The organism is Pseudomonas sp. KCJK9016 (assembly GCF_046231795.1).
Taxonomy (GTDB): Bacteria; Pseudomonadota; Gammaproteobacteria; order Pseudomonadales; family Pseudomonadaceae; genus Aquipseudomonas; species Aquipseudomonas bananamidigenes.
This window is the reverse complement of the sequence record NZ_JBJJMM010000004.1, coordinates 148,693-171,296: the sequence shown is the minus strand read 5'-3', so window position 1 is coordinate 171,296 and position 22,604 is coordinate 148,693. Positions and strand designations below refer to the sequence as shown.

The 22,604-nt window shown below is 61.9% G+C and carries 19 protein-coding genes; 10 read left to right on the top strand and 9 right to left on the bottom strand.

The features are described 5' to 3' along the window. Positions 1-128: 128 nt before the first annotated feature. Positions 129-458, top strand: coding sequence for a DUF1820 family protein (locus tag ACK6BI_RS05345; protein ID WP_007958692.1), 330 nt, complete (start codon positions 129-131; stop codon positions 456-458). Between the two features lie 17 nt (positions 459-475). Here the strand turns inward: ACK6BI_RS05345 and ACK6BI_RS05340 are convergent, their stop codons facing one another. The 4 genes from ACK6BI_RS05340 to ACK6BI_RS05325 all read right to left on the bottom strand — a co-directional run bounded on the left by ACK6BI_RS05340 (position 476) and on the right by ACK6BI_RS05325 (position 3,989). Then, positions 476-1,030, bottom strand: a complete 555-nt coding sequence (locus tag ACK6BI_RS05340; RefSeq protein ID WP_003228518.1) for a tetratricopeptide repeat protein — start codon at positions 1,028-1,030, stop codon at positions 476-478. A gap of 225 nt (positions 1,031-1,255) precedes the next feature. Next, positions 1,256-2,539, bottom strand: a complete 1,284-nt coding sequence (hemL, locus tag ACK6BI_RS05335) for a glutamate-1-semialdehyde 2,1-aminomutase (RefSeq protein WP_409316263.1) — start codon at positions 2,537-2,539, stop codon at positions 1,256-1,258. 10 nt (positions 2,540-2,549) lie between these two features. Beyond that, positions 2,550-3,173 (bottom strand): thiamine phosphate synthase, encoded by a 624-nt coding sequence (thiE, locus tag ACK6BI_RS05330; RefSeq protein ID WP_409316262.1) that lies wholly within the window; start codon positions 3,171-3,173, stop codon positions 2,550-2,552. 18 nt (positions 3,174-3,191) lie between these two features. After that, on the bottom strand, positions 3,192-3,989 hold the full coding sequence (locus ACK6BI_RS05325) for a hydroxymethylpyrimidine/phosphomethylpyrimidine kinase (protein ID WP_085712267.1): 798 nt from the start codon (positions 3,987-3,989) through the stop codon (positions 3,192-3,194). Between the two features lie 303 nt (positions 3,990-4,292). Between ACK6BI_RS05325 and ACK6BI_RS05320 the strand changes: the two genes are divergently transcribed. From ACK6BI_RS05320 to ACK6BI_RS05305, 4 genes are all read left to right on the top strand, one after another. Continuing rightward, positions 4,293-6,641 (top strand): 7TM diverse intracellular signaling domain-containing protein, encoded by a 2,349-nt coding sequence (locus tag ACK6BI_RS05320; protein ID WP_409316261.1) that lies wholly within the window; start codon positions 4,293-4,295, stop codon positions 6,639-6,641. 95 nt (positions 6,642-6,736) lie between these two features. Then, complete coding sequence (locus tag ACK6BI_RS05315; protein WP_409316260.1) at positions 6,737-8,386, top strand: acyl-CoA dehydrogenase family protein; 1,650 nt, start codon at positions 6,737-6,739, stop codon at positions 8,384-8,386. A gap of 109 nt (positions 8,387-8,495) precedes the next feature. Then, complete coding sequence (amn, locus tag ACK6BI_RS05310) at positions 8,496-9,995, top strand: AMP nucleosidase (protein WP_260521124.1); 1,500 nt, start codon at positions 8,496-8,498, stop codon at positions 9,993-9,995. A 141-nt stretch (positions 9,996-10,136) separates the two neighbouring features. After that, on the top strand, positions 10,137-10,703 hold the full coding sequence (locus ACK6BI_RS05305; RefSeq protein WP_170931653.1) for a pseudouridine synthase: 567 nt from the start codon (positions 10,137-10,139) through the stop codon (positions 10,701-10,703). Here ACK6BI_RS05305 and ACK6BI_RS05300 read toward each other — a convergent pair. After that, positions 10,698-10,907 (bottom strand): DUF2788 domain-containing protein, encoded by a 210-nt coding sequence (locus tag ACK6BI_RS05300; RefSeq protein ID WP_003228500.1) that lies wholly within the window; start codon positions 10,905-10,907, stop codon positions 10,698-10,700. The two genes, ACK6BI_RS05305 and ACK6BI_RS05300, sit on opposite strands and share 6 nt — an antisense overlap. A gap of 171 nt (positions 10,908-11,078) precedes the next feature. Next, positions 11,079-11,558: an Lrp/AsnC family transcriptional regulator gene (locus ACK6BI_RS05295; RefSeq protein WP_008081091.1), complete on the bottom strand. Its 480-nt coding sequence runs from the start codon at positions 11,556-11,558 to the stop codon at positions 11,079-11,081. 456 nt (positions 11,559-12,014) lie between these two features. Here ACK6BI_RS05295 and ACK6BI_RS05290 point away from each other — a divergent pair, with 456 nt between their 5' ends. Continuing rightward, the gene (locus tag ACK6BI_RS05290; protein WP_409316259.1) at positions 12,015-13,046 is read left to right on the top strand and encodes a DUF6515 family protein; all 1,032 of its coding nucleotides are present in this window, start codon (positions 12,015-12,017) and stop codon (positions 13,044-13,046) included. Here ACK6BI_RS05290 and ACK6BI_RS05285 read toward each other — a convergent pair. Next, on the bottom strand, positions 13,040-13,936 hold the full coding sequence (locus tag ACK6BI_RS05285; protein WP_409316258.1) for a cation diffusion facilitator family transporter: 897 nt from the start codon (positions 13,934-13,936) through the stop codon (positions 13,040-13,042). The genes ACK6BI_RS05290 and ACK6BI_RS05285 overlap by 7 nt on opposite strands. A gap of 15 nt (positions 13,937-13,951) precedes the next feature. After that, on the bottom strand, positions 13,952-14,371 hold the full coding sequence (locus tag ACK6BI_RS05280; protein ID WP_169432047.1) for a polyribonucleotide nucleotidyltransferase: 420 nt from the start codon (positions 14,369-14,371) through the stop codon (positions 13,952-13,954). Between the two features lie 361 nt (positions 14,372-14,732). On the opposite strand from ACK6BI_RS05280, the gene hrpB reads away from it, so the two are divergent. Next, positions 14,733-17,252, top strand: coding sequence for an ATP-dependent helicase HrpB (gene hrpB, locus ACK6BI_RS05275; RefSeq protein ID WP_409316257.1), 2,520 nt, complete (start codon positions 14,733-14,735; stop codon positions 17,250-17,252). 92 nt (positions 17,253-17,344) lie between these two features. Beyond that, positions 17,345-18,493 carry a hypothetical protein gene (locus ACK6BI_RS05270; RefSeq protein ID WP_409316256.1) on the top strand — a complete coding sequence of 383 codons (1,149 nt, stop codon included), beginning with the start codon at positions 17,345-17,347 and terminating at the stop codon, positions 18,491-18,493. A gap of 5 nt (positions 18,494-18,498) precedes the next feature. Here ACK6BI_RS05270 and ACK6BI_RS05265 read toward each other — a convergent pair whose 3' ends face one another. Further along, the gene (locus tag ACK6BI_RS05265) at positions 18,499-19,413 is read right to left on the bottom strand and encodes a LysR family transcriptional regulator (RefSeq protein ID WP_007958716.1); all 915 of its coding nucleotides are present in this window, start codon (positions 19,411-19,413) and stop codon (positions 18,499-18,501) included. A gap of 238 nt (positions 19,414-19,651) precedes the next feature. Between ACK6BI_RS05265 and ACK6BI_RS05260 the strand changes: the two genes are divergently transcribed. Both ACK6BI_RS05260 and ACK6BI_RS05255 read left to right on the top strand, forming a co-directional pair. Continuing rightward, a complete protein-coding gene (locus ACK6BI_RS05260) occupies positions 19,652-21,145 on the top strand; it encodes an aldehyde dehydrogenase (RefSeq protein ID WP_409316255.1) in 1,494 nt (497 codons plus the stop codon). Positions 21,146-21,177: 32 nt separating this feature from the next. Then, complete coding sequence (locus ACK6BI_RS05255) at positions 21,178-22,548, top strand: aspartate aminotransferase family protein (protein ID WP_409316254.1); 1,371 nt, start codon at positions 21,178-21,180, stop codon at positions 22,546-22,548. Positions 22,549-22,604 lie beyond the last annotated feature (56 nt).

Sequence of the window (22,604 nt, the reverse complement as noted above, 5' to 3'; positions counted from 1 at the left end):
AAGTCGTCACGTGGTTCAAAGAACCGCGCATTATAGGGAACATGTCCCCAGGTTCCTACCGTTGCGCGTCCGGCGGCTATGCTATAGTTCGCGCCCCCATTTTTACCCCGATGTGTTGTCCGCCCACCATGACCAAACGCGAAGCTCCAATCTACAAGGTGATTTTCCTCAACCAGGGCCAGGTGTTCGAAATGTACGCCAAGCAGATCTATCAAAGTGATCTGTGGGGCTTTCTGGAAGTGGAAGAGTTCGTCTTTGGCGAGCGCACTCAGGTGGTCGTCGACCCGAGCGAAGAGAAGCTCAAGGCTCAGTTCGAAGGCGTGGTGCGCAGCTTTGTGCCGATGCATTCGATCGTGCGCATCGACGAGGTGGAGCGCCTCGGTACGCCGAAAATCAGCGAAGCCCGCGGCGGTGTTGGCAATGTGATGCCGTTCCCGGTACCGATGCCCGAGAAGTAAGCGGGGCGGGAAAGGCGTTAAGGCAGGGGCGAGAACGGCGTACGCCCGTCGGCGCTCTGCAGTTCCATCAGGTATTTACGGAAAATTTGCCCCAGGACCTGGGTTGCGGTCTCGAGATCTTCCCGGGACATCTTTTCAGACACTTCGTCGGCGGTGTCGAGCGCATCTTCGGCGCCGTTGACCGCGGCCATCTTCAGCACGATATAGGCCTGGATGTTGTTGGCCTGCACGCCTTCACCGTGGAAGAACATGGTGCCGAGCTTGAATTGCGCCTGGGCGTGGCCTTGCAGCGAGGCCTTTTCGAAATAGCTTAGGGCTTGATTGAGGTCGCGCGGCGCATTCTTGCCGTCGTAGTAGAACTCACCCAACTCGTATTGCGCTTGCGCATCCCCTTCATCCGCTGCCTTTTGGCAGGCAGCGAGGGCCTGCGTGACATCTTGCGGCTGAGTATTGAGGGTGCAGCGACCCATCGCCGGGATCAACAACGAGTTGCCGCCTGCCTGTGCATGTGCGAGCAGCGGCTGAAGGAGCAACAGGCAGCCCAAGGCAAGGGTGCGGCCGGTGCGGTTCATGGGAATCGACTTACCTCTGAAGGGCGCGCGGACCCGTCGAGGGATCCAATAAGCGCGCATTATGAAATAAGCAGGGGCCACCTTACAAAGTCTTTACTCGATTTTCTGCTGTGTGGGGCATAGATCACCCGGTTTGCGGGATGTTTTTGGCAGAAGTGTCGGAGAAAACGCTGGAATGTAGGTGAAAGCTGACGCCAGCAATGGCCAACGTCAGCGATCAAGCCGTTACTTCAGTTTGGCGAACGCGCGCTCGGCGGCGTCGAGGGTCAGTTTCAGTTCCGCTTCGCCGTGGGCGATCGAGGTGAAACCGGCTTCGAACGCGCTCGGCGCAAGGTACACGCCACCTTCGAGCATCAGGTGGAAGAAGCGGCCGAACAGCGCTGCATCGCTGGCCATCACGTCTTCGAAAGTCACAATGTCGTCAGCGCCGCTGAAGTACAGACCGAACATGCCGCCGGCCTGGGTGGTCACGAAGGGAATGCCCGCCGCGTCGGCGCGCTGTTGCAAGCCGTCGAGCAGGCGAGTGGTGTAGTCGGTCAGCTCGGCGTGGAAACCCGGACGGCTGATCAGGCGCAGGGTGGTCAGGCCGGCGGCCATCGCCAGCGGGTTGCCCGACAGCGTGCCCGCCTGGTAGACCGGGCCCAGTGGCGCGATGCGCTCCATGATCGAACGCTTGCCGCCGAAGCAGCCGACCGGCATGCCGCCGCCGATGATCTTGCCGAAGGTGGTCAGGTCCGGGGTCACGCCGTAGTAAGCCTGGGCGCCGCCGAGGGCGACGCGGAAACCGGTCATCACTTCGTCGAAAATCAGCACCACGCCGTGTTTGTCGCACAGCGAGCGCAGGCCTTCGAGGAAACCCGGCGCCGGCGGTACGCAGTTCATGTTGCCAGCCACTGGCTCGACGATGATGCACGCCACGTCCTGGCCGACTTCGGCGAGCATTTTCTCAACGGCGTCGATGTCGTTGAACGGCAGGGTCAGGGTGTGTTTGGCGAACGCGGCCGGTACACCGGCCGAGCTTGGCACGCCCTGGGTCAGGGCACCGGAACCGGCCTTGACCAGCAGGCTGTCGGAGTGCCCGTGGTAGCAGCCTTCGAATTTGATGATGCTGTCACGGCCAGTGAAGCCACGGGCCAGACGGATCGCACTCATGGTCGCTTCGGTGCCGGAGCTGACCATGCGCACCATTTCCATCGACGGCACCAGCGAGCAGACCAGATCGGCCATCTCGGTTTCCATTGCGGTCGGCGCGCCGTAGGACAGGCCGTGCTGCAGCTGGTTACGCACGGCGTCCAGCACCTCGGGATGGCTGTGGCCGAGGATCATCGGGCCCCAGGAGCCGACGTAATCCACGTAACGCTTGTTGTCTTCGTCGGTGACGTAGGCGCCTTCGGCGTGCTTGAAAAACAATGGCGTGCCACCAACGCTCCTGAACGCGCGAACCGGCGAGTTCACGCCACCGGGAATGTGTTTCTGGGCACTGGCAAACAGGGTTTCGGAACGAGACATGATCGGGCTCTCAGACTTTTAGTAATTCGTTGAATGCGCGGGCGCGGCGGGTGACTTCGGCGGTGCTGTCGGCGCCGAACAGGCCATGGACCACGGCCAGCAGATCGACGCCGTGGGCCACCAGCGGCGCGGCGTTGTCGAGGGTGATGCCGCCAATCGCACAGATCGGCAGGTGCAGCGTCTGGCGGGCCTGATCGAGCAGGTCGAGGCTGCAGGTCGGTGCACCGGGTTTGGTATTGGAGTTGAAGAAGCGACCGAAGGCGACGTAGCTCGCGCCTTCTTTGACAGCTTGTTCGGCCAGTTCAAGCCGGGCGTGGCAGGTCGAACCGATGATCGCTTTCGAGCCGAGCAGGGCTCGGGTCGCTGACAGCGGGCCGTCGGTCTGGCCCAGGTGTACGCCGACGTTCAGGCGCGCAGCCAGTTCGGCGTCATCGTTGATGATCAACCGGGTCTTGTAGCGTTCGCACAGGTCGCGCAAGGCCTCGGCCTCGCGCAGGCGGCGGGCTTCGTCGCTGCTCTTGTCGCGGTATTGCAGGAGAGTGACGCCGCCTTCGAGCGCCGCCTCCACATACGGCAGGAGCTTGCCGGCCAGCAATGGACCGTCGGTAATGGCGTACAGGCCACGTAGTTTCATCAGGCACACCTCACGACATTACGAGCAGAAATCCAGCGGCAGGCGACGCGGCACGAACTGGCCTTTGCCCAATTGTTCGGCATCGCGCAGGGTGCGCCAAGTGTAATCCAGCGCGGTACGCACGGCGCTGGCCAGGTTTTCGCCCTGAGCCAGACGGCCGGCGAGGGTACTGGCCAGGGTGCAGCCGGAGCCGTGATAGCTGCCCGGCAGGCGCTGGCACTTGAAGGTTTCGCGCAGGCCGTCCCGGCTGTACAGGCGATTGTGGATTTCGGTTTCGTCGCCGTGACCGCCGGTGATCAGCAGGTTCTTGATGAACGGCAACAGTTTTTCAGCGCACTCGTCCGCGGTGCCTTCCGGCAGTTCGGCGAGGATCCGGGCTTCGGGAAGGTTGGGGGTGGCGATGATCGACAGCGGCAGCAGGCGTTCGCGCATGGCGTAGCCGACCTCGTCCTTGCCCAGACGTCCGCCGCCGCCGGCGCGCAGCACCGGATCGCAGACTACCGGCAAGTGCGGGTGCGCCTGGAGCAGCTCGACAACGGTGTCGACCATCTCCAGGGAACCGAGCATGCCCAGTTTCACTGCCGCGACTTCGGAATCGTTGAGCACGGCATTGGCCTGGGCCAGTACCCACTCACGGTCGAGGACGCGAAAGTCAGTGACGTTGACGGTGTCTTGCACGGTCAGGGCGGTGACGGCCGGAGCCGCATGGCAACCCTGAGCGAGCAGGGCTTCGATATCTGCCTGCAGGCCGGCGCCACCACTGGGGTCGTGGCCGGAGAGACAGAGGACAACGGGGCGGGAACTGTAGATATTCATGGTGCGCGAGCTTACCACCAAACCTGTTTTTCGGGTGTTGTGGCGCAGCCCTTGGCCGATAGCTCGGGTTTCCGGAGCCGAGCAGCATCCTGCAGCTGACCGATCCAACAGCTCTAGCTCGGCACTTTGCTCTGAAATGCCCGTTCTAGAGCCTTTATCGGAAAAATTTCCATGGTGCTCAATGGCCATCAACGGCTATGCTAGAGTGGATCCAAACCAATAACAGGTAATACCGGTTTTACGTCATCTCAAAGGGAATGGGGGGCTTCCTGACGCAACCGGACAAGCCACGCCGGGGCTTCAATGCGCTATTTGTTGATGTTGCTGTTCTGTTTGCCCCTCCTGGCAAACGCCGTCGAATTCGACGAGTTCACCCAGAGCCTCCCGCTGGGTCGATCCCTGCAAGTGTTCGAAGACCCGAGCGGTCAGGCGAGCATTGCCGACGTCCGCGCGCAGGCCGCTGCCGGACAATTCAAAAAACACGATAAAGCCACGCTCAATGCCGGTTACTCACGTTCGGCATTCTGGCTGAAGATCGACCTGCATTACCGCCCGAGCAATCCGGCGGTGCAGCGCACCTGGCTGCTGGAGCTGGCCTATCCGCCGCTCGATCACCTCGACCTGTATCTGCCCGATGCCACCGGCGAGTATCGTCTGGTCCGTCAGACCGGAGATGCGCTGCCATTTGCCAGTCGCGAGATCCGGCAGAACAACTACCTGTTCACCCTCACGTTCAAGCCTGATCAGCAACAGACGGTGTATTTGCGATTGTCCAGCGAAGGCTCGATCCAGGCGCCGGTGACGTTGTGGTCGAGCACCGCGTACCTCGAAGATCAGCCGTTGCGTCTTTACGTGCTGGGCCTGATTTATGGCGTGCTGTTGGGAATGCTGGTGTACAACCTGTTCATCTACCTCAGCGTGCGCGACACCAGCTATCTCTATTACATCTTCTATATCGCATCGTTCGGCCTGTACCAGCTGTCGGTCAATGGCGCGGCAGTCGAGTATTTCTGGCCCGACAACCCTTGGTGGGCCAACGCCGCCACGCCGTTCTTCATTGGTTGCGCGGGGCTGTTCGGCAGTCAGTTCGCCCGCAGTTTCCTGCAGACGAAGAACCACAGTCGTTGGCTCGACCGTCTGTTGATCGCCCTGATCGTTTTTGGCGCCGTGGTGATCGGCCTGTCGCTGATGACCAGTTACGCCCTGGCCTTGCGTCTGGCGACGACGCTGGCACTGACCTTTACCGTGGTGATCTTCGCCGCCGGAATCCTTGCCTGGTGGCGCGGTCTGCGCGTGGCGCGCTACTTCATCATCGCCTGGTCGGCGTTTCTGCTCGGCGGGATCGTCAACACGATGATGGTGCTTGGCTTGCTGCCGAATGTGTTCCTGACCATGTACGCCAGCCAGATCGGTTCGGCCATCGAGGTGGCCCTGCTGTCTCTGGCGCTGGCCGACCGTATCAATGCGATGCGCGAACAACAGGCACAGACCCTGTTCGACGCCGGCCAGAAACTCGAAGCGCTCAACCAGCAACTGGCCCACAGCAACAAACTCAAGGACGAATTCCTTGCGACCCTGACCCACGAACTGCGCACGCCAATGAACGGAGTGATCGGCTCGCTGGAGCTGATGCAGACCGTCGAACTGGACCCTGAGCTGGAGCAATACCAGCAGACTGCTGCCGGTTCGGCGCGGGACATGATGCGCATGGTCAACGGTATCCTCACCCTGACCGAGTTGCAGGCCGGCAAGCTCAAGGCCACGCCGGGCAGTTTCAGCCTGAGGGCGGTGGTGGAGGCGCTGCGCGTGCAGTTCGAAGGCAACGCCTCGAGCAAGTCGCTGGACTTCAAGGTCGACGTGCTGCCGACACTGCCGGATCGATTGAATGGCGACAGCGCCAAGCTCGCGCAATGCCTGGAGTGTCTGCTGGACAACGCGATCAAGTTCACCCGGGTCGGCGGTCTCGCCATGCGGGTCACCGGCAAGCCTTCGACGGACAATCGCCTGGCGCTGTCTTTCGCCGTGATCGACACCGGCATCGGATTTACCGATCTGGGCGAGGCCACGCTGTATCAGCGCTTTTTCCAGCTCGACGGTTCAATGACTCGCGAGTACGGCGGTTTGGGCGTCGGTCTGGCGATCTGCCGCCAACTGGTGGAATTGCTCGGCGGCAAGCTCACGCACCGTTCCGAGCCGGGGCGTGGCAGTCGTTTTCAACTGGACGTGGAGTTCGAGTTGCCGGCGGTTGAAGTCGCGCCGACGCTTGTTCGCGATGCCATACGCGCACCGCAGGACTGCACTGTGTTGCTGGTGGACGACAACAGCGTCAATCAACTGGTGATGCGCGGCATGCTGCTCAAACTCGGTTTTCGCGTGCGCACCGCCGACCACGGTGCCGCCGCCATCGAATGCCTGCAGCGCGAGCCGTTCGATGCGGTGCTGATCGATTGCCAGTTGCCACCGCTCGATGGTGTGTCGCTGTGCTGCCAGATCCATGACTTGCCGGGCTGCGCCCATCTGCCGGTGTTCATGATCGCGCAGGGCACCGATCGCGAGCACTGCGCTTCGGGCGGGGTGATCGATTACTTGAGCAAACCGGTGAAATTCGAGGACTTGCAGGTCGCCATGCAGCGACGGGTATTGAGTTGCTGATGGGGTGAAAGCGCCGCGATTTAGGCCGATATGACACTTTGATCGGTCCGGGGGCGGTGCTTAACTGAAGCTCTGGCCGATCAAGGAGCCCCGTCATGAACCTGCATCAGTTCGCCGAAACCCACGAAGTGACCAACCAGCCACCGTCGCTGGACGGCACCAACCTGTATCGCATCGACCTGCCGTTGCAGGAATGGTCGCGGCGGTTCGGCGCCGGTTGGGCCGAGTCGCGGATCGATGCCTACGGCGCGCTGGCCGGTGGTCCGCTGATGGAGGCCGGGTTTCTCGCCAACCAGAACAAACCGGTGTTCGCCAGCCATGACCGCTATGGTCATCGCATCGATCTGGTGGAATTCCATCCGGCCTACCATGAGCTGATGCGCACGGCCATCGAGCATGGCCTGACGTCGTTGCCCTGGGCCCATCCGCAGGACGGTGCCCATGTGGCCCGGGCCTCCATGACTTATCTGCACAGCCAGGCCGAGGCGGGCAGCGGTTGCCCGTTGACCATGACCTTCGCCAGTGTTCCCGCGCTGCGCTTGCAGCCTGATCTGGCTGAACAGTGGCTGCCGAAAATCCTCGCCACCGAATACGACCCGCGCAATGTCGGCATGGCCCACAAGCCTGGCGTGACCATTGGCATGGCGATGACCGAGAAACAGGGTGGCACCGACGTGCGGGCCAACACCACCAAGGCTTATCCGGTGGGGGCCAGCGGCCCGGGCCAGGCTTATGAGCTGGTGGGCCACAAGTGGTTCTGTTCGGCGCCGATGTGCGACGCGTTCCTGACGCTGGCGCAGACCGACAAGGGCCTGACCTGTTTCCTGCTGCCGCGCCATCGCCCGGACGACACGCGCAATCAGTTCTATATCCAGCGCCTGAAGAACAAGCTCGGCAATCAGTCCAACGCCTCCAGCGAAGTGGAGTTCCGGGGCGCACTGGCTTGGATGGTCGGTGAAGAAGGGCGCGGCGTGCCGACCATCATCGAGATGGTGGCCATGACCCGTTTCGACTGCATGGTCGGTTCCAGCTCGCTGATGCGTCAGGCGCTGACCCAGGCCAGCCATCACTGCGCCCACCGCAAGGTCGGCGGCAAACTGCTCAGCGAACAGCCACTGATGCAAAACGTGCTGGCCGATCTGGCACTGGAAAGCGAAGCCGCGCTGGCCCTGAGCCTGCGCATGGGCAAGGCACTGGATCATCTGAACGACCGCCATGAAGCGCAATTCGCCCGGCTGGTGACGGCAGTGGGCAAATACTGGATCTGCAAACGTGCGCCGGGGATGATCAATGAAGCTGCCGAATGCATGGGCGGCGCCGGGTATGTCGAAGACAGCATCCTGCCGCGCCTGTACCGCGAAGCGCCGGTGAATTCGACATGGGAAGGTTCCGGCAACGTGCAATGCCTGGATGTGTTGCGTGCACTGTCGAAAGAGCCAGGGGTGCTGGATGTACTGTTCAACGAACTGGGTGACGGCCATGGCGACAAGCGGCTGGCCGCGCATATCCAGCAGTTGCAGGCGTCGTTCAAGGACACGGGCGACATTCAATATCGGGCGCGGCAACTGACCGAAGACATCGCTCTGGGGCTGCAAGCGAAGCTGTTGCTCGAGGCCGGGAATTCGGCGGTCAGCGATGCCTTTATCGCCAGTCGCCTGAGTGGGGGCGGCCGGGTCTACGGCGCGTTGCCCCGTGGGCTGGATGTCGAAGCGATCGTTGCTCGCTCGACGCCGCAAGGTTTCTAGACATCCCGTGGGAGCGGGCAAACCCGCTCCCACATGGGCCCGCATACACCTGTCAGAATGATGAATAGCCACAACGCCACTGTTTCCGTGAAGCCACGATGCAGGCAAGATGAAGCTCTGCAAGTCAGAACACAGGAAGCTGATCGTGACCGAAGCGTTTATTGTCGTTCAAACCGCCGAACAGGCCGTGGATCGTCTGGCCGAGCTGCATGAGCGGGCCACCACGGCGCTGAACTCGGCGCTCAAGCGTTATCTCAAGGATCGCGTCGAGCCCGACGCCGGGCAACGAGCCCTGTTCCGTTATCCCGAACTGCGTCTGACCTACCACTGCCAGGGCGAAGTCCCGCAGACCACCCGCGCTTACGCCAAGGTGCAGTTGCCAGGCACCTACAGCGTGACCGTCACCCACCCGACAGCGTTTCGCAAATACCTGCTGGAGCAGCTCACACCGCTGATGCACGACTTCACGGTGACCGTTGAAGTCGGCGTCAGCGAGCAGAATATTCCGTACCCGTACGTGGTCGAGCAGGGTGATGAACTGGCCGGCTCCGGTGTCACCGCCGCCGTGCTGGCGCGGGTGTTCCCGAGTACCGACCTGTCTGCCGCCACCGACGGCATCGCCGACGGTCTCTACGACTGGGAGAACACCCATCCGCTGCCGCTGGCGCTGTTCGATGCGGCGCGTGTCGACTTCTCGCTGCGTCGGCTGGTGCATTACACCGGCAGTGACTGGCGCCATGTACAGCCATGGATTCTGCTGACCAACTATCACCGTTACGTCGACCAGTTCATCGTCCACGGTCTGGAGCAACTGCGCCGCGACCCGCGTTTCGTGCGCATGGTATTGCCGGGCAACGTGATCATCGAAAAAGGCATGGACCACGGCGAAGCCTCGGCCATTGCCGCCGGTGTGGTCTGGCACCGTTACCAGATGCCGGCCTATCACCTGATCGCCAGCGATGGCCACGGCGTGACCCTGGTGAACATCGGCGTCGGCCCGTCCAATGCCAAGAACATCACCGACCACCTGGCGGTACTGCGTCCGCATTGCTGGCTGATGATCGGTCACTGCGGCGGCCTGCGTCAGTCGCAGACCATCGGCGACTACGTGCTGGCCCACGCTTACATGCGTCGCGACGGGATTCTCGACCGGGTTGTGCCGCCGAACATTCCGATCCCGGCCCTGGCCGAAGTGCAGCTGGCGTTGCAGCAAGCGGCGGCCAACATCACGGGTGAAAAAGGTGAAGAGCTGAAGAAACGCCTGCGCACCGGCACCGTATTGACCTACGACGACCGCAACTGGGAATTGCGCTGGGCCCAGGAGCGACCGCTGATCAACCTGTCCCGCGCCGTGGCGGTGGACATGGAAAGCGGCACTATCGCCGCCCAGGGCTATCGCCTGCGGGTGCCGTACGGCACGTTGCTGTGTGTTTCGGACAAGCCGCTGCACAGTGAAATCAAACTGCCGGGTTCGGCCAACGCGTTCTACGAGCGCGCGGTCAGCCAGCACTTGAAGATCGGTATCGAAGCGGTGGACCTGCTGCGTACCGAACTCAACTCGCTGCACTCGCGCAAACTGCGCAGCTTCGACGAGCCGCCGTTCCGCTAACGGTTAATCGTGGTCATTTGGCGGTCGGGGCACTAGCATTGTCAGCCCCGACCGTTAGATGTTCTTTTCGCCATGTCCCGTCCTCAACGTCCACCTTCCCGCCGCCCCGGCGCGAAGCCGTCCTCTTCAGCCCCGCGCCGTGTGGCCAAGGCACCGCCCGCCGAGCCGAAGCTGATCCTGTTCAACAAACCGTTCGATGTGCTGACGCAATTCAGCGACGGTGAAGGGCGGGCGACGCTCAAGGATTACATCGACGTTCCGGGCATCTACCCGGCCGGGCGACTGGACCGCGACAGTGAAGGTTTGCTGCTGCTGACCAACGACGGCCAGTTGCAGGCGCGGATCGCCGACCCCAAGCACAAACTGGCGAAGACCTATTGGGTGCAAGTCGAAGGCGTGCCGACGGCCGAGCAGTTGCAGCGCCTGCGTGACGGTGTCGAATTGAATGACGGCATGACCCTGCCCGCCGAAGCGCGGCAACTGGATGAGCCTGAACTGTGGCCACGCAATCCGCCGGTACGCTTTCGCGCAACCATTCCGACAACCTGGCTGGAACTGGTGATTCGCGAAGGGCGCAACCGTCAGGTGCGGCGGATGACGGCGGCGGTCGGGCTGCCGACGTTGCGGCTGGTGCGGGTCAGGATCGGTGACTGGACGATCGAGGGGCTCGATCAGGGCCAATGGAAGGAAGTGCCGGCGCGCTTATAAGGCGCCGGATTCGATCAGGCCGATCACCACGCTTTTGATGATGAACGCGGCCACGCCCAGGCCCAGCACGAAGAACAGAATGAACGAGCCGAAGCGCCCGGCCTTGGACTTCTTCGCCAGATCCCAGACGATGAAACCCATGAAAATGATCAGGATGCTGACCAGACCGGTCATCATCCACTCTTCAAATACGGCTGGATCCATCGGGCATCTCCGGCACTGTGCGGCTTAAAGGGCGGCGGGGAGTATACGCCAACGACGATTGACGCGGCATTGACCTGCGTCGGTGTGCCGCAGTCATTCGTCGCCTGCACTGGCTTCTTCGCGTTTGCAATGCATTCCCCTGTGGGAGCGAGCCTGCTCGCGAAGAGGGTTTCAGTTACGCAGATGAGTCAGCGGCAGTTCGGTGCTGTTGAGCACCTGATTCAGCACAAAGCTCGAACGCACGCTGGTCACGCCTTCGATGCGGGTCAGGTGCCCCAACAGCAGCTTCTGATAGTGATCCATGTCCGGCACCACCACTTTCAGCTGATAGTCGGCATCCACGCCAGTCACCAGGCTGCATTCCAGCACCTGCGGCAAGGTGCGGATGGCCGCTTCGAAGTTTTCGAAACGCTCCGGCGTGTGCCGGTCCATGCCGATCAGCACGTAGGCCGTCAGGCTCAGTCCGAGCATCTTGCGGTCCAGCAGGGCGACCTGCCGCGAGATGTAGCCATCGTCCTCCAGTTGCTTGACCCGACGCGAGCACGGTGACGGTGACAGACCGATGCGCTCGGCCAGTTCCTGGTTGGAGATGCGGGCGTCTCGCTGCAATTCCGCCAGTATGCTCAGGTCGTAGCGGTCGAGTTTGCTCATGAATCTGTCCTTTGTCCTGACTATTGCGGCGGATTATCTATCCGGGGTTAAAAATTGCGCAAGTGATGTTTAATTGAGCAATCTTCGCAATCATCTGTCGCGGCCTCAGGCCTATCCTTATCACCAGAATCACTGCTCGGTAACACAGTCCACTGCGGCCCGCCCAATCAGGCCCGCCGCGGCCGCCGCCCCCCACCGGGGACGTGTCGGCCCCCGAGCTGCACACTGTCCAGAAGACGGCGTGAGGTGAGCCGGCGTCAAAAGCGTCGAGCCAGGACGAAGTTCTCTGAAGGGGAGGCCGACGGGTCTCCCTTTTTTCTTGCCTGCGATTTGGCCTCCCCCGCTCAATAAATAAATGGCGTGACTGATAACCTGTTGCAGAACCCGGTGTGCCCCTTCCCGGTCTTAGCTACAGGCACTCTTAATGACAGGCTTTGGCCCGCAGTGAGGAATTTCATGAAGTCGCGTATCTGGCGTGTGGCCAGTGTTGGTTTGCTGTGTGTGAGTGTCTGTGCCCAGGTGCTGGCCGACGAGCCGCAGAATCGAGGCCCTGAAGGAGGCGGGCGTGAACGGGAGCATTGGGGGCACAATGAAGGTCGCGAGGGCAACAATCAGCCGCGTCCACAAAACCAGCCGCAACAGAATCCGCCACGGCCGCAGAACAACGAGATCATTCGCGGCGACAACAGCCGTCAGTTCGAGCACAACGGTCAGCCACACAACAACGGGCAGTGGCAGAATCGCCCGCCCGTTCAACCCGCGCCGGTTCATCAGCCGCCTCCGCCGCCGGTGAACAATCTGCCGATCCAGCCGCGCCCCGATACCGTGCGCCAGACTCAGGAGCCGCGTCAGGGCTACTACCGCGACGAGCGTCCGCAGAACGGTTATCACCCGAACTGGCAGACCGGCAACCGACCCGATGATCGTCGCTGGCCGGGACGTCCGGACGGGCATGGCAATGGCTGGGGCCCGGGCCCGCAGTACCGTCCGGGCCACGTAATCGACCGCTTCCCGGATCGCGACTTCCGCGTGCCGTATCGCGGTCAGGATTATTTCTACTCCGGCGGCTACTGGTATCGCCCGCAGGGTCCGCGTTATGTCGTGGTTCAGCCGCCACGGGGTATCCGCATCCAGTACCTGCCGGATTACGCTCGTGAGGTGTGGATCGGCGGTTCGCTGTTGTTCCTGGCGGCAGGTTCGTACTACGCCTATCAGGAAGCGACCCAGGATTACGTGGTCGTCGAGCCGCCGGTGCAGCAACCGCCACAACCGACGGGCAACGGCTACGACGTGGAAGCGTATCCCGCCAACGGCCAGTCGCCGGAGCAGGTCCAGCAGGACGGCTATCAGTGCTACCAATATGCGGTGCAGCAAAGCGGCTTCGATCCGCGTACCGCAACCTATCAGCCAGCGCCCGAGGTGGTGCAGGCCTACCGCCAGGCCCAGGGCAATTGCCTGAGCAGTCGCGGTTATCAGGTCAACTACTGAGCACGGGCAGCTTGTACCACTTCCTGCGGGTCGGCGTGCACCAGCACTTCGGCCCGCGGGTAGGCCGCATGAATCGCATCCGCCGCTTGATCGCTGATGCCGTGGGCGACTGACAGCGTCAGGTCCCCCGGCAACTCCAGATGCAATTGCACGAACCAGTGATTGCCGGAAATCCGCGTACGCAGATCGTGGGCGCCCAAAACGCCCGGCACAGCGCAGGCCAGTTCGAGCATGTGCTGACTGACATCCACCGGCAGCTCTTCATCCATCAGCACCGAAAAACTTTCCCGGGCGATCTGGATCGCGCTCCACAGGATGTACACGGCAATCCCCAGACCGAACCAGGCATCCAGTTGATGAAAACCCAGGCCCGCGAGAATCAGGGCAATCAGGATGCTGCCGTTGAGCAACATGTCCGAACGGTAATGCAACGAGTCCGCCCGCACCGCGTTGGAGCCGGTCTGTTTGATCACCCGGTGTTGCAGCATCAGCAGCGCCGCCGTCAGCACCAATGAAAACACAATGACGCCGATGCTGATCCAGGGCGCGCCGAGCGGTTCCGGTCGCTGGATGCGCTCGTAAGCCTGCAATGCGATCAGCACCGCACTGCCGCCAATGAACAGCGCCTGCGCCATGCCCGCCAGGGATTCGGCCTTGCCGTGGCCATAACGGTGATCGTCATCCGCCGGGCGCAGCGCGTAGTGCACCGCCAGCAGATTGAGCAACGAGGTGACGCCATCGAGGGCCGAGTCGGTGAGGCCGGCGAGCATGCTCACCGAACCGCTCAACCACCAGGCGATGGCTTTGGCGATGATCAGCGTAGAGGCCACCGCCACCGAGGCGCGGGTCGCCAGCCGCAGCAGGCGGGCATGTTCGGGGCTGGAGGTCATGGGAGCGTCGATTCCTTATGCGGCAGGTTGCAGGCCGAACATCGCCAGTTGCTGGGTGCTGCCCTTGTGCTGGATCAGGCGCGGGTCGTCCAGCGGCAGATTGCGGCCCAGTTCCGTTTCGAGAATAGCCTGCAACTTGAGGTTATCGACCTGGCCGTCCGGGCCGATGGCTTGCTTGAGTTTGGCCGGGTCGACCTGCGCCGTGTGGCCCGGTTCGAAATAGATCGCGCCGGTGGTGAAGTCCACGGCAAACGCGATCAGGCCGGGGATGATGTAGAACAGCAGGCCCACGGCATCGAGCACGGCAATCGCCGGGTCGATCTTGCCGTCGATCTGGCCGCGCCGGTCGGGATAGAAAATCGAACCGCACGCGGTGATCTGAGTGAGCAGGGTGGCAACCAGTACACCGCCGATCAGGCGAAAAGGTAAGCGCATGGGAATCTCCTGAGTCATCTGTTAACGAAGCGTCATCGTGTGAAGTTAAGACCCTGACGAACGCTCAGCAGTTCGCCGTTATACTCGCCGCGGCAGGGCGTGCCCACAGTAAATTGTGGCCCCGTCTCACCCCTATCGAAATACGTTGAGGATTGAAGTTGTTTTCTCCAGATCCATACCGCGTGACGGCTACCGAATTCTCTCGGGGTTCGGCCCTCCGGGCTAAAGCTGTGAGCGCGCCATGCTGCGTTGCGGGACTTGGTAAGGAAACGACCCTTACCTGCGTCCCGCGCCTTGCCTGGCACGCTCACAGCTTTAACGCGACTCGCAATTTACTGTGGGCACGCCCTGGGGAGCCAGCATGATTTCTTTGCCGATCGACGAAGTTTTACCCGCCCTGCGTGAAGCCCTCGCGACACGCCACGAAGCCGTGCTCGAAGCACCGCCCGGCGCCGGTAAAACCACCCGCGTGCCCTTGGCCCTGCTCAATGAAGCATGGTTGAACGGGCAGACCATTCTCATGCTCGAACCCCGTCGGCTGGCCGCGCGCGCAGCGGCGGAACGGCTGGCCAGCGAGCTGGGCGAGAAGGTCGGTGAAACCGTCGGTTATCGCATTCGCCTCGACAGCAAGGTCGGTCCGAACACGCGCATCGAGGTGGTCACCGAAGGCATTCTCACCCGGCGCTTGCAGGACGACCCGGCGCTGGAGGGCGTGGGCCTGCTGATCTTCGACGAATTTCATGAACGCAGCCTCGACGCCGATCTGGCGCTGGCCCTCAGTCTGAACGGTCGCGAGCTGTTTCGAGCTGAACAACCGCTGAAGATTCTGCTGATGTCCGCCACCCTCGAAGGCGAACGTCTGGCCAGTTTGCTCGACGACGCGCCGATCCTGCGCAGCGAGGGCCGGATGTTCCCGGTGACGATGCGCTGGGGCCGACCATTCCAGCCCGGCGAATACATCGATCAGCGCGTCACGCAAACGGTGCTCGAAGCTCTGCACGATGAAACCGGCAGTCTGTTGGTGTTCCTGCCGGGGCAGGCGGAAATCCGCCGGGTCCATCAACAACTGGCGGACGCCATCGGTGAGCGCAGCGATGTGTTGCTCTGCCCGTTGCACGGCGAACTCGATCTGAATGCCCAGCGCGCCGCCATCGACCCGGCACCGCATGGCAAACGTAAAGTGGTGCTGGCCACCAACATCGCCGAGACCAGCCTGACCATCGACGGCGTGCGCGTGGTGATCGACGCCGGACTGGCGCGGGTGCCGCGTTTCGATCCGGGCAGCGGCATGACCCGCCTCGATACCCAACGCATCTCCAAAGCCAGTGCTACCCAGCGTGCAGGCCGGGCCGGGCGTCTGGAGCCGGGTGTGTGTTATCGCCTTTGGTCCCAGGATCAGCACGAGCAACTGGCGGCCTATGGCAGTGCGGAAATCCTCTCGGCGGATCTCGCCGGGCTTGCTTTGCAACTCGGGCGCTGGGGCGTGGCGCCGGGTGATCTGATCTGGCTGGACGTACCGCCCGCCGCCGCTTATGCACAAGCTCAGGATCTGTTGCAGCGCCTCGGTGCGCTGGACGGTGAAACCTTGAACCGTCACGGTCAGGCCATGGCTGAATTGCCGGCACATCCACGCATCGCGCATTTACTGTTGCGCGGTCAGGCGTTGGGTCTGGCGAACATGGCGTGTGATGTGGCCGCGTTGCTCGGCGAGCGGGATATCTTGCGCGGCGCCGGGGCGGATCTGCACAGCCGCCTGGTGCTGCTGTCCGGCGAAGAACGCGCGGCCCGCAGCGCTCAGGGCGGCGTGCAGCGCGCCCGGCAGCTGGCGCGGCAATATCGCGGCTTGCTGCGCGGCCAGCCGAGCCAAGCGGTCAGCGATCCCGACCACCCGCACTGGCTCGGTGCTCTGCTGGCGCTGGCCTATCCGGATCGTGTGGCCCAGCAGCGGCGAGCCGGTGGTGCCGAATACCGTCTGGCCAACGGGCGGGCGGCGCTATTCACCGAAGCCGACAGCCTGATGAAAGAACCGTGGATCGTGATTGCCGACCTCGGCAGCCGTCAGGGCCAGCGCGAGGAACGGATTTATCTGGCGGCGGATTTCGATCCGACGCTGTTCGATTCAGTGTTGGCCGAGCAGGTGCACACCGTCGATCAACTGGACTGGGATGAACGTGAGGGCGTGCTGCGGGCCGAACGCCAGCGCAAGGTCGGCGAACTGATCCTCAGCCGTGAACCGCTGACCGGTCTCGACGAAAACGCCCGCAGTCAGGCACTGGTCAATCTGGTGCGGCGCAAAGGTCTGGAGCTGCTGCCGTGGACTCCGGAACTGCGCCAGTGGCAGGCGCGAGTCGCGTTGCTGCGCCAGCTCGACCTGGACGCCAAAGGCGACAGCCAATGGCCGGATGTCAGCGACGCCGAGCTGCTGAGAACCCTCGAAGACTGGCTGATGCCTTATCTGGGCAAGGTCTCGCGCCTCAGCCATTTCGCCAACCTCGACCTGTCGAGCATTGTCCGTAATCTGCTGCCGTGGCCGCTGCCGCAGCAGCTTGATGAGCAGGCACCACACCACCTGAGCGTGCCGTCTGGCTCGTCGATTCGCCTCGACTACAGCGAGCAACCACCGATCCTCGCGGTGCGTTTGCAGGAGCTGTTCGGCCTCGCCGATACCCCGCGCATCGCCGGCGGCCGGCAAGTGGTCAAGCTGCACCTGCTGTCGCCCGCACGACGTCCGGTGCAGGTCACGCAGGATCTGGCCAATTTCTGGCGCAGCACTTATGCCGAGGTGAAGAAGGATCTGAAGGGGCGGTATCCGAAGCACTACTGGCCGGATGATCCGCTGGTGGCTGAAGCGACCGCTCGGGCCAAACCGCGTGGTACCTGACAGACGGCATTCAGGTGAGGCTTTCATCTTTCTTGATTATGCGTAATTATTTTTATATTCATAAATTATGCATTTTTACATAAAGGCTCATAATGACCCCGGAAACCAAGGACTCGCTGCTCTTCCCTCGCACCAATCTGGCTGAAGGAATCCTGGTCACTTTCGAGTCTCGCCTGCAGAACGCCGCGACAATATTCGCGCCTCGGCGCAAGGGCAAGACCACCTTTCTGATCAACGACCTGATACCGATTGCCAAGGCACACGGCTTTATCGTTGCAACAGCAGACCTGTGGTTTGACAAGGCGCATCCCGAGCGGGTGATCGCGGGTGCGTTGTATGAGGCCATCCACGGCGCAGGGTTCTTGCGACGCAATTGGCTAAAGCTCATGCGACCAGGTTCTCTGGTTCAGTCGGTGGAGGCCGGCGCCAGTACCGATGGTGTAACAGTGAAGGCCGAGCTGGCGAAGGAGGGCGGACTGAACCTGATCGAGCTCTTCGAGCGCTTCCGGATACTCGGTAACGGCAAGGCTCTGCTGATCATCGACGAGGTCCAGCATCTGGCGAGCCGGAAGGAATTTGAAGACTTGACCGCTACGCTCCGTTCGCTGCTGCAGCAGGCGCACGGTGAAGTCTTTGCAGTGTTTACAGGGTCCTCCCAGGATGGCCTGCATCGAATGTTTCGACGTACCAAAGCACCGTTCTATCAGTTCAGCCACGAGATCCAGTTTCCTAATCTTGGCCTGGAATTTGTCCAGCATCTGGGTCAGCGGTTCCGTGAAATCACCGGACGGGAGTGGGAGGTAAACGCCGCCTTCGAGCGTTTCGCTGCCCGCGGATACATGCCCAAGTACATTCGCGATGTATTCCTGCTGTGCCTCACTGAGGGGCTCAGTGTGCGAGATGCAGACCATCGAGCCTGGAGTGCCATGACGGACGAAGGCAACTTCGAGAATCTGATCCTGGAGATGGCACCTCTGGATTTCACCGTACTTGTCGGATTGGTGAAAGGCCTTCCAATTTTTTCTACCGAAGGACGCGAGTGGATTGGCAGCGAGATGCCCGGTGGCCACGTGCCCAGCGCGGCAACGGTTCAAACGGCTTTGAAGCGCCTGCAACGCCGTGACCTCGTCGGGAACCTCGGGCATGGTGAGTGGGTGATTGAAGACATTGCCATGGAAGATTACTTGCGTCGGAATTTCGTTGAAATTGACCCTCGACTCGGCACGGATAACGATCAATAGTTTTTTTATCGGCTGGCCTTCGCCGTCAACTGCTCCCGGCAGTAATCGGCAAACAACTGCGCCGGTTTGGTCAGTTGCCCGCGCTTGAGCCACGCCGCGACCAGCCCTGAGCCGGTGACGTCTTCGACGATGTCCACGCACACGACTTTCTTGCCGTCGTAGGTGCATTCCGAATGCGGGCGGGTCACCAGGATCGAGAAGCCGAATCCCTGGCCGACCATGCCACGCACCATTTCAATCGACGGCGAGCTGAATTCGATGCGCGGCGACAGCCCGAGTTCTTCGAACAGGCTGACGAAGTAGGTGCGGCTCGGTTGCACGTCGAGCAGGATCATCGGCTCCAGGCACAAGTCCCGCAGCGACACCTGCTTAAGCTGAGCAAAGCGATGATCCGCCGGCAGCAGGGCGTAAGGCCGTTGGGCCGGCATCAGCGGTTCGGTTTCGATGGTGGCGTCGAGGTCGTGCTTGTACAGGATCGCCAGGTCGAAGGTGCCCGAGGTCAGGCCTTGCACCAGTTCCTGTTGTTCGCCGTCGCGGATGCGGATCTTCACCCCCGGATACAACGCCGAGAAACCTGCGATCAACTGCGGCAGGTACAGCGGCGCGACGGTCTCGAAACAGCCGATATCGATCTGCCCGGCCACCACGTCGTTATCGGCAAGGGCGTTCTGTTCGAACTCCTTGGCCATGCGCAGCAGTTCCTGTGCCTTGCGGAAGAACCGCGCGCCGCTCGGCGTTAGGGATACGCCCTGGGCGTGATGGCGGATCAGCAGTTGCACGCCAAAGCTGTCTTCCAGCCCCTTGATCGCCGTGGAAATCGCCGGTTGCGCGATGTACAGCTTGCGCGAGGCTTCGGCGACGCTGCCGCATTCGACGGTGGTGATGAAGTATTTCAACTGACGCAGGTTGTAAGCGGCCACGGTGAACCTCAAAGCGAACGGATTTCACATCCAAGCAATTTGTACGCCGCCGGCCTCCGTTCTGTCGGCGGTTTTTTTGTCCCTGAACAATAGCCCCATACGCGCGCGAGGGGGCCATCGGCTGGTTACCTTTTTTATTGTCTGCGAAGACATTTTTACTGGTTTTAGCTCGCACAGGCCTGAGCGACTATCGACTGCAGCCGTTTATAAAAGAACAAAAGTCCAGGGAGCATCCACCGTGTTCGAACTTGCAGACTGGCAGCGCAAGGCCGCTGAATTGAGCTATCCGTACCAGGCCGTGATCGACGGCAAGTTGTGTGACGCGCAGTCGGGGCAGAGCTTTGCCGCGATCGACCCGGCCACCGGCAGGCTACTGGCTGATGTGGCCGCGTGTGGTGAAGCCGATGTCGATGCGGCGGTGCGCAATGCGCGGCAGGTGTTCGAGGCAGGCATCTGGGCCGGGCGTTCACCGACCGAGCGCAAACAAGTGCTGCTGCGTCTGGCGGATCTGATCCTGGCCCATCGCGAAGAACTGGCGCTGCTTGATTCGCTGAACATGGGCAAACCGGTGATGGACGCTTTCAACATCGACGTACCGGGCGCCGCCGGGGTGTTCCGCTGGTACGCTGAAAGCCTCGACAAACTCTACGATCAAGTCGCACCGAGCGCCTCGAACGTGCTGGCGACCATCACCCGCGAAGCGCTGGGCGTGGTCGCCGCCGTGGTGCCGTGGAATTTCCCGCTGGACATGGCCGCGTGGAAACTCGCCCCGGCGCTGGCGGCGGGCAACTCGGTGATTCTCAAACCCGCCGAGCAATCACCGTTTTCCGCCTTGCGTCTGGCCGAGCTGGCACTGGAAGCCGGGCTACCGGCCGGCGTATTGAACGTGCTGCCGGGTCTCGGCGAACAGGCCGGAAAAGCGTTGGGCCTGCACCCGGATGTCGATTGTCTGGTGTTCACCGGTTCGACCCAGGTCGGCAAATATTTCATGCAGTACTCCGCGCAGTCGAACCTCAAACAGGTGTGGCTGGAGTGCGGCGGCAAGAGCGCCAACCTGGTGTTCGCCGACTGCAAGGATCTGGATCTGGCGGCGCAGAAAGCCGCGTTCGGGATCTTCTTCAATCAGGGCGAAGTCTGCTCGGCCAACTCGCGGTTGCTGGTGGAGCGCTCGATTCATGACGAGTTCATTGAACGTCTGAAGGCGCAGGTCGAACGCTGGCAACCGGGCGATCCGCTGGATCCGGCGAGTGCGGCAGGGGCGATCGTCGATACCCGTCAGACCGAAAGCATTCTGCGCTTCATTCATCAGGCCGAACGCGAAGGCGCGACCCGCGTCTGTGGCGGGCAGCAGCTGAGTTTCAACGGTTCGGACAACTTCGTTCAGCCGACGATTTTCACCGACGTGCAGCCGCACATGACCCTGTTTCGCGAAGAAGTGTTCGGCCCGGTGCTGGCGGTGATTCCGTTCGATGATGAAGCCCACGCCTTGCAACTGGCCAATGACAGCGTCTACGGTCTGGCAGCATCGCTGTGGACGGATGATCTGCACCGTGCCCATCGGGTGGCGCGGCAATTGCGAGCCGGTACGGTGTCGGTCAACAGCGTCGATGCGCTGGACGTGACCGTGCCGTTCGGCGGCGGCAAGCAATCGGGTTTCGGCCGCGATCTGTCGCTGCACTCGTTCGACAAATACACCCAGTTGAAAACCACCTGGTTTCAACTGCGCTCATGACAGCCGCTCACAACAAGAAAGGAGATCCGGCGATGACCACCTCACGTGAAACCCGCGACTACCAGGCCGCCGATGCAGCGCACCACATTCATGCGTTCGTCGACCAGAAGGCCCTCAACGACGAAGGCCCACGGGTGATGGTGCGTGGTGAACGCCTGCATCTTTGGGACAATGACGGTCGGCGCTATCTCGACGGCATGTCCGGACTGTGGTGCACCAACCTCGGTTACGGACGCAAGGATCTGAACGCCGCCGCGAGCCGGCAACTGGAGCAGCTGCCGTACTACAACATGTTTTTCCACACCACCCACCCGCAGGTGATCGAGCTCTCCGAGCTGCTGTTCAGCCTGCTGCCGGGGCACTACAGCCACGCGATCTACACCAACTCCGGCTCTGAGGCCAACGAGGTGCTGATCCGCACCGTGCGCCGTTACTGGCAGGTGCTGGGCAAGCCCGAAAAGAAAATCATGATCGGCCGCTGGAACGGCTACCACGGTTCGACCCTGGCGGCGACGGCCCTCGGCGGCATGAAGTTCATGCACGAAATGGGCGGGATGATTCCCGATATCGCGCACATCGACGAGCCGTACTTCTTCGCCCACGAAGGTCATCTGACCCCGGCGGAATTCGGCCTGCGGGCGGCACAGCAACTGGAAGCGAAAATCCTCGAACTGGGCGCCGACAAGGTCGCCGGCTTCATCGCCGAACCGTTCCAGGGCGCGGGCGGCATGATTTTCCCGCCGGAAAGCTACTGGCCGGAAATTCAGCGCATCTGCCGCAAATACGACGTGCTGTTGTGCGCCGATGAAGTGATCGGCGGCTTTGGTCGCACCGGCGAATGGTTCGCCCACGAATACTTCGGATTCGAGCCGGACACCCTGTCCATCGCCAAGGGTTTGACCTCTGGCTACATCCCCATGGGTGGCTTGATTCTGTCGAAAAAAATGGCTGACGTGCTGGTGGAGCAGGGCGGTGTGTTCGCCCACGGCCTGACCTATTCCGGGCACCCGGTGGCGGCGGCGGTGGCGATTGCCAACCTCAAGGCATTGCGCGATGAGGGCGTGGTAACGCGGGTCAAGGATGACATCGGCCCGTACCTGCAACAGTGCCTGCGCGAGGTGTTCGGCAATCACCCGTTGGTGGGCGACATCCAGGGCACGGGCATGGTTGCGGCGTTGCAACTGGCTGAAGACAAAGCGACCCGCAAACGCTTCGTCAATGAAAACGACATGGCCTGGCGCTGCCGCACGATCGGTTTTGAAGAGGGGGTGATCATTCGTTCGACCCTGGGGCGAATGATCATGGCGCCGGCGCTGATTGCCAGTCGTGAAGAGATTGACGAGCTGGTGGGCAAGACCCTGAAAGCGGTTGATCGTACGGCGCAGGAATACGGTCGGCTCTGAATCTTCGTAAATCTCAAGGGCCCCATCGCGGGCAAGCTCGCTCCCACAGTTGTCAG

Bases quoted from the DNA above. Each gene is read 5' to 3' on its own strand.
- ACK6BI_RS05295 (WP_008081091.1), bottom strand. From the start codon at position 11,558: ATGAGCAAACTCGACCGCTACGACCTGAGCATACTGGCGGAATTGCAG.
- ACK6BI_RS05300 (WP_003228500.1), bottom strand. From the start codon at position 10,907: ATGGATCCAGCCGTATTTGAAGAGTGGATGATGACCGGTCTGGTCAGC.
- ACK6BI_RS05280 (WP_169432047.1), bottom strand. From the start codon at position 14,371: ATGCGCTTACCTTTTCGCCTGATCGGCGGTGTACTGGTTGCCACCCTG.
- ACK6BI_RS05255 (WP_409316254.1), top strand. From the start codon at position 21,178: ATGACCACCTCACGTGAAACCCGCGACTACCAGGCCGCCGATGCAGCG.
- hemL (WP_409316263.1), bottom strand. From the start codon at position 2,539: ATGTCTCGTTCCGAAACCCTGTTTGCCAGTGCCCAGAAACACATTCCC.
- ACK6BI_RS05315 (WP_409316260.1), top strand. From the start codon at position 6,737: ATGAACCTGCATCAGTTCGCCGAAACCCACGAAGTGACCAACCAGCCA.
- ACK6BI_RS05320 (WP_409316261.1), top strand. From the start codon at position 4,293: ATGCGCTATTTGTTGATGTTGCTGTTCTGTTTGCCCCTCCTGGCAAAC.
- ACK6BI_RS05340 (WP_003228518.1), bottom strand. From the start codon at position 1,030: ATGAACCGCACCGGCCGCACCCTTGCCTTGGGCTGCCTGTTGCTCCTT.
- amn (WP_260521124.1), top strand. From the start codon at position 8,496: ATGAAGCTCTGCAAGTCAGAACACAGGAAGCTGATCGTGACCGAAGCG.
- ACK6BI_RS05285 (WP_409316258.1), bottom strand. From the start codon at position 13,936: ATGACCTCCAGCCCCGAACATGCCCGCCTGCTGCGGCTGGCGACCCGC.
- ACK6BI_RS05270 (WP_409316256.1), top strand. From the start codon at position 17,345: ATGACCCCGGAAACCAAGGACTCGCTGCTCTTCCCTCGCACCAATCTG.
- ACK6BI_RS05345 (WP_007958692.1), top strand. From the start codon at position 129: ATGACCAAACGCGAAGCTCCAATCTACAAGGTGATTTTCCTCAACCAG.
- ACK6BI_RS05290 (WP_409316259.1), top strand. From the start codon at position 12,015: ATGAAGTCGCGTATCTGGCGTGTGGCCAGTGTTGGTTTGCTGTGTGTG.
- thiE (WP_409316262.1), bottom strand. From the start codon at position 3,173: ATGAAACTACGTGGCCTGTACGCCATTACCGACGGTCCATTGCTGGCC.
- hrpB (WP_409316257.1), top strand. From the start codon at position 14,733: ATGATTTCTTTGCCGATCGACGAAGTTTTACCCGCCCTGCGTGAAGCC.
- ACK6BI_RS05325 (WP_085712267.1), bottom strand. From the start codon at position 3,989: ATGAATATCTACAGTTCCCGCCCCGTTGTCCTCTGTCTCTCCGGCCAC.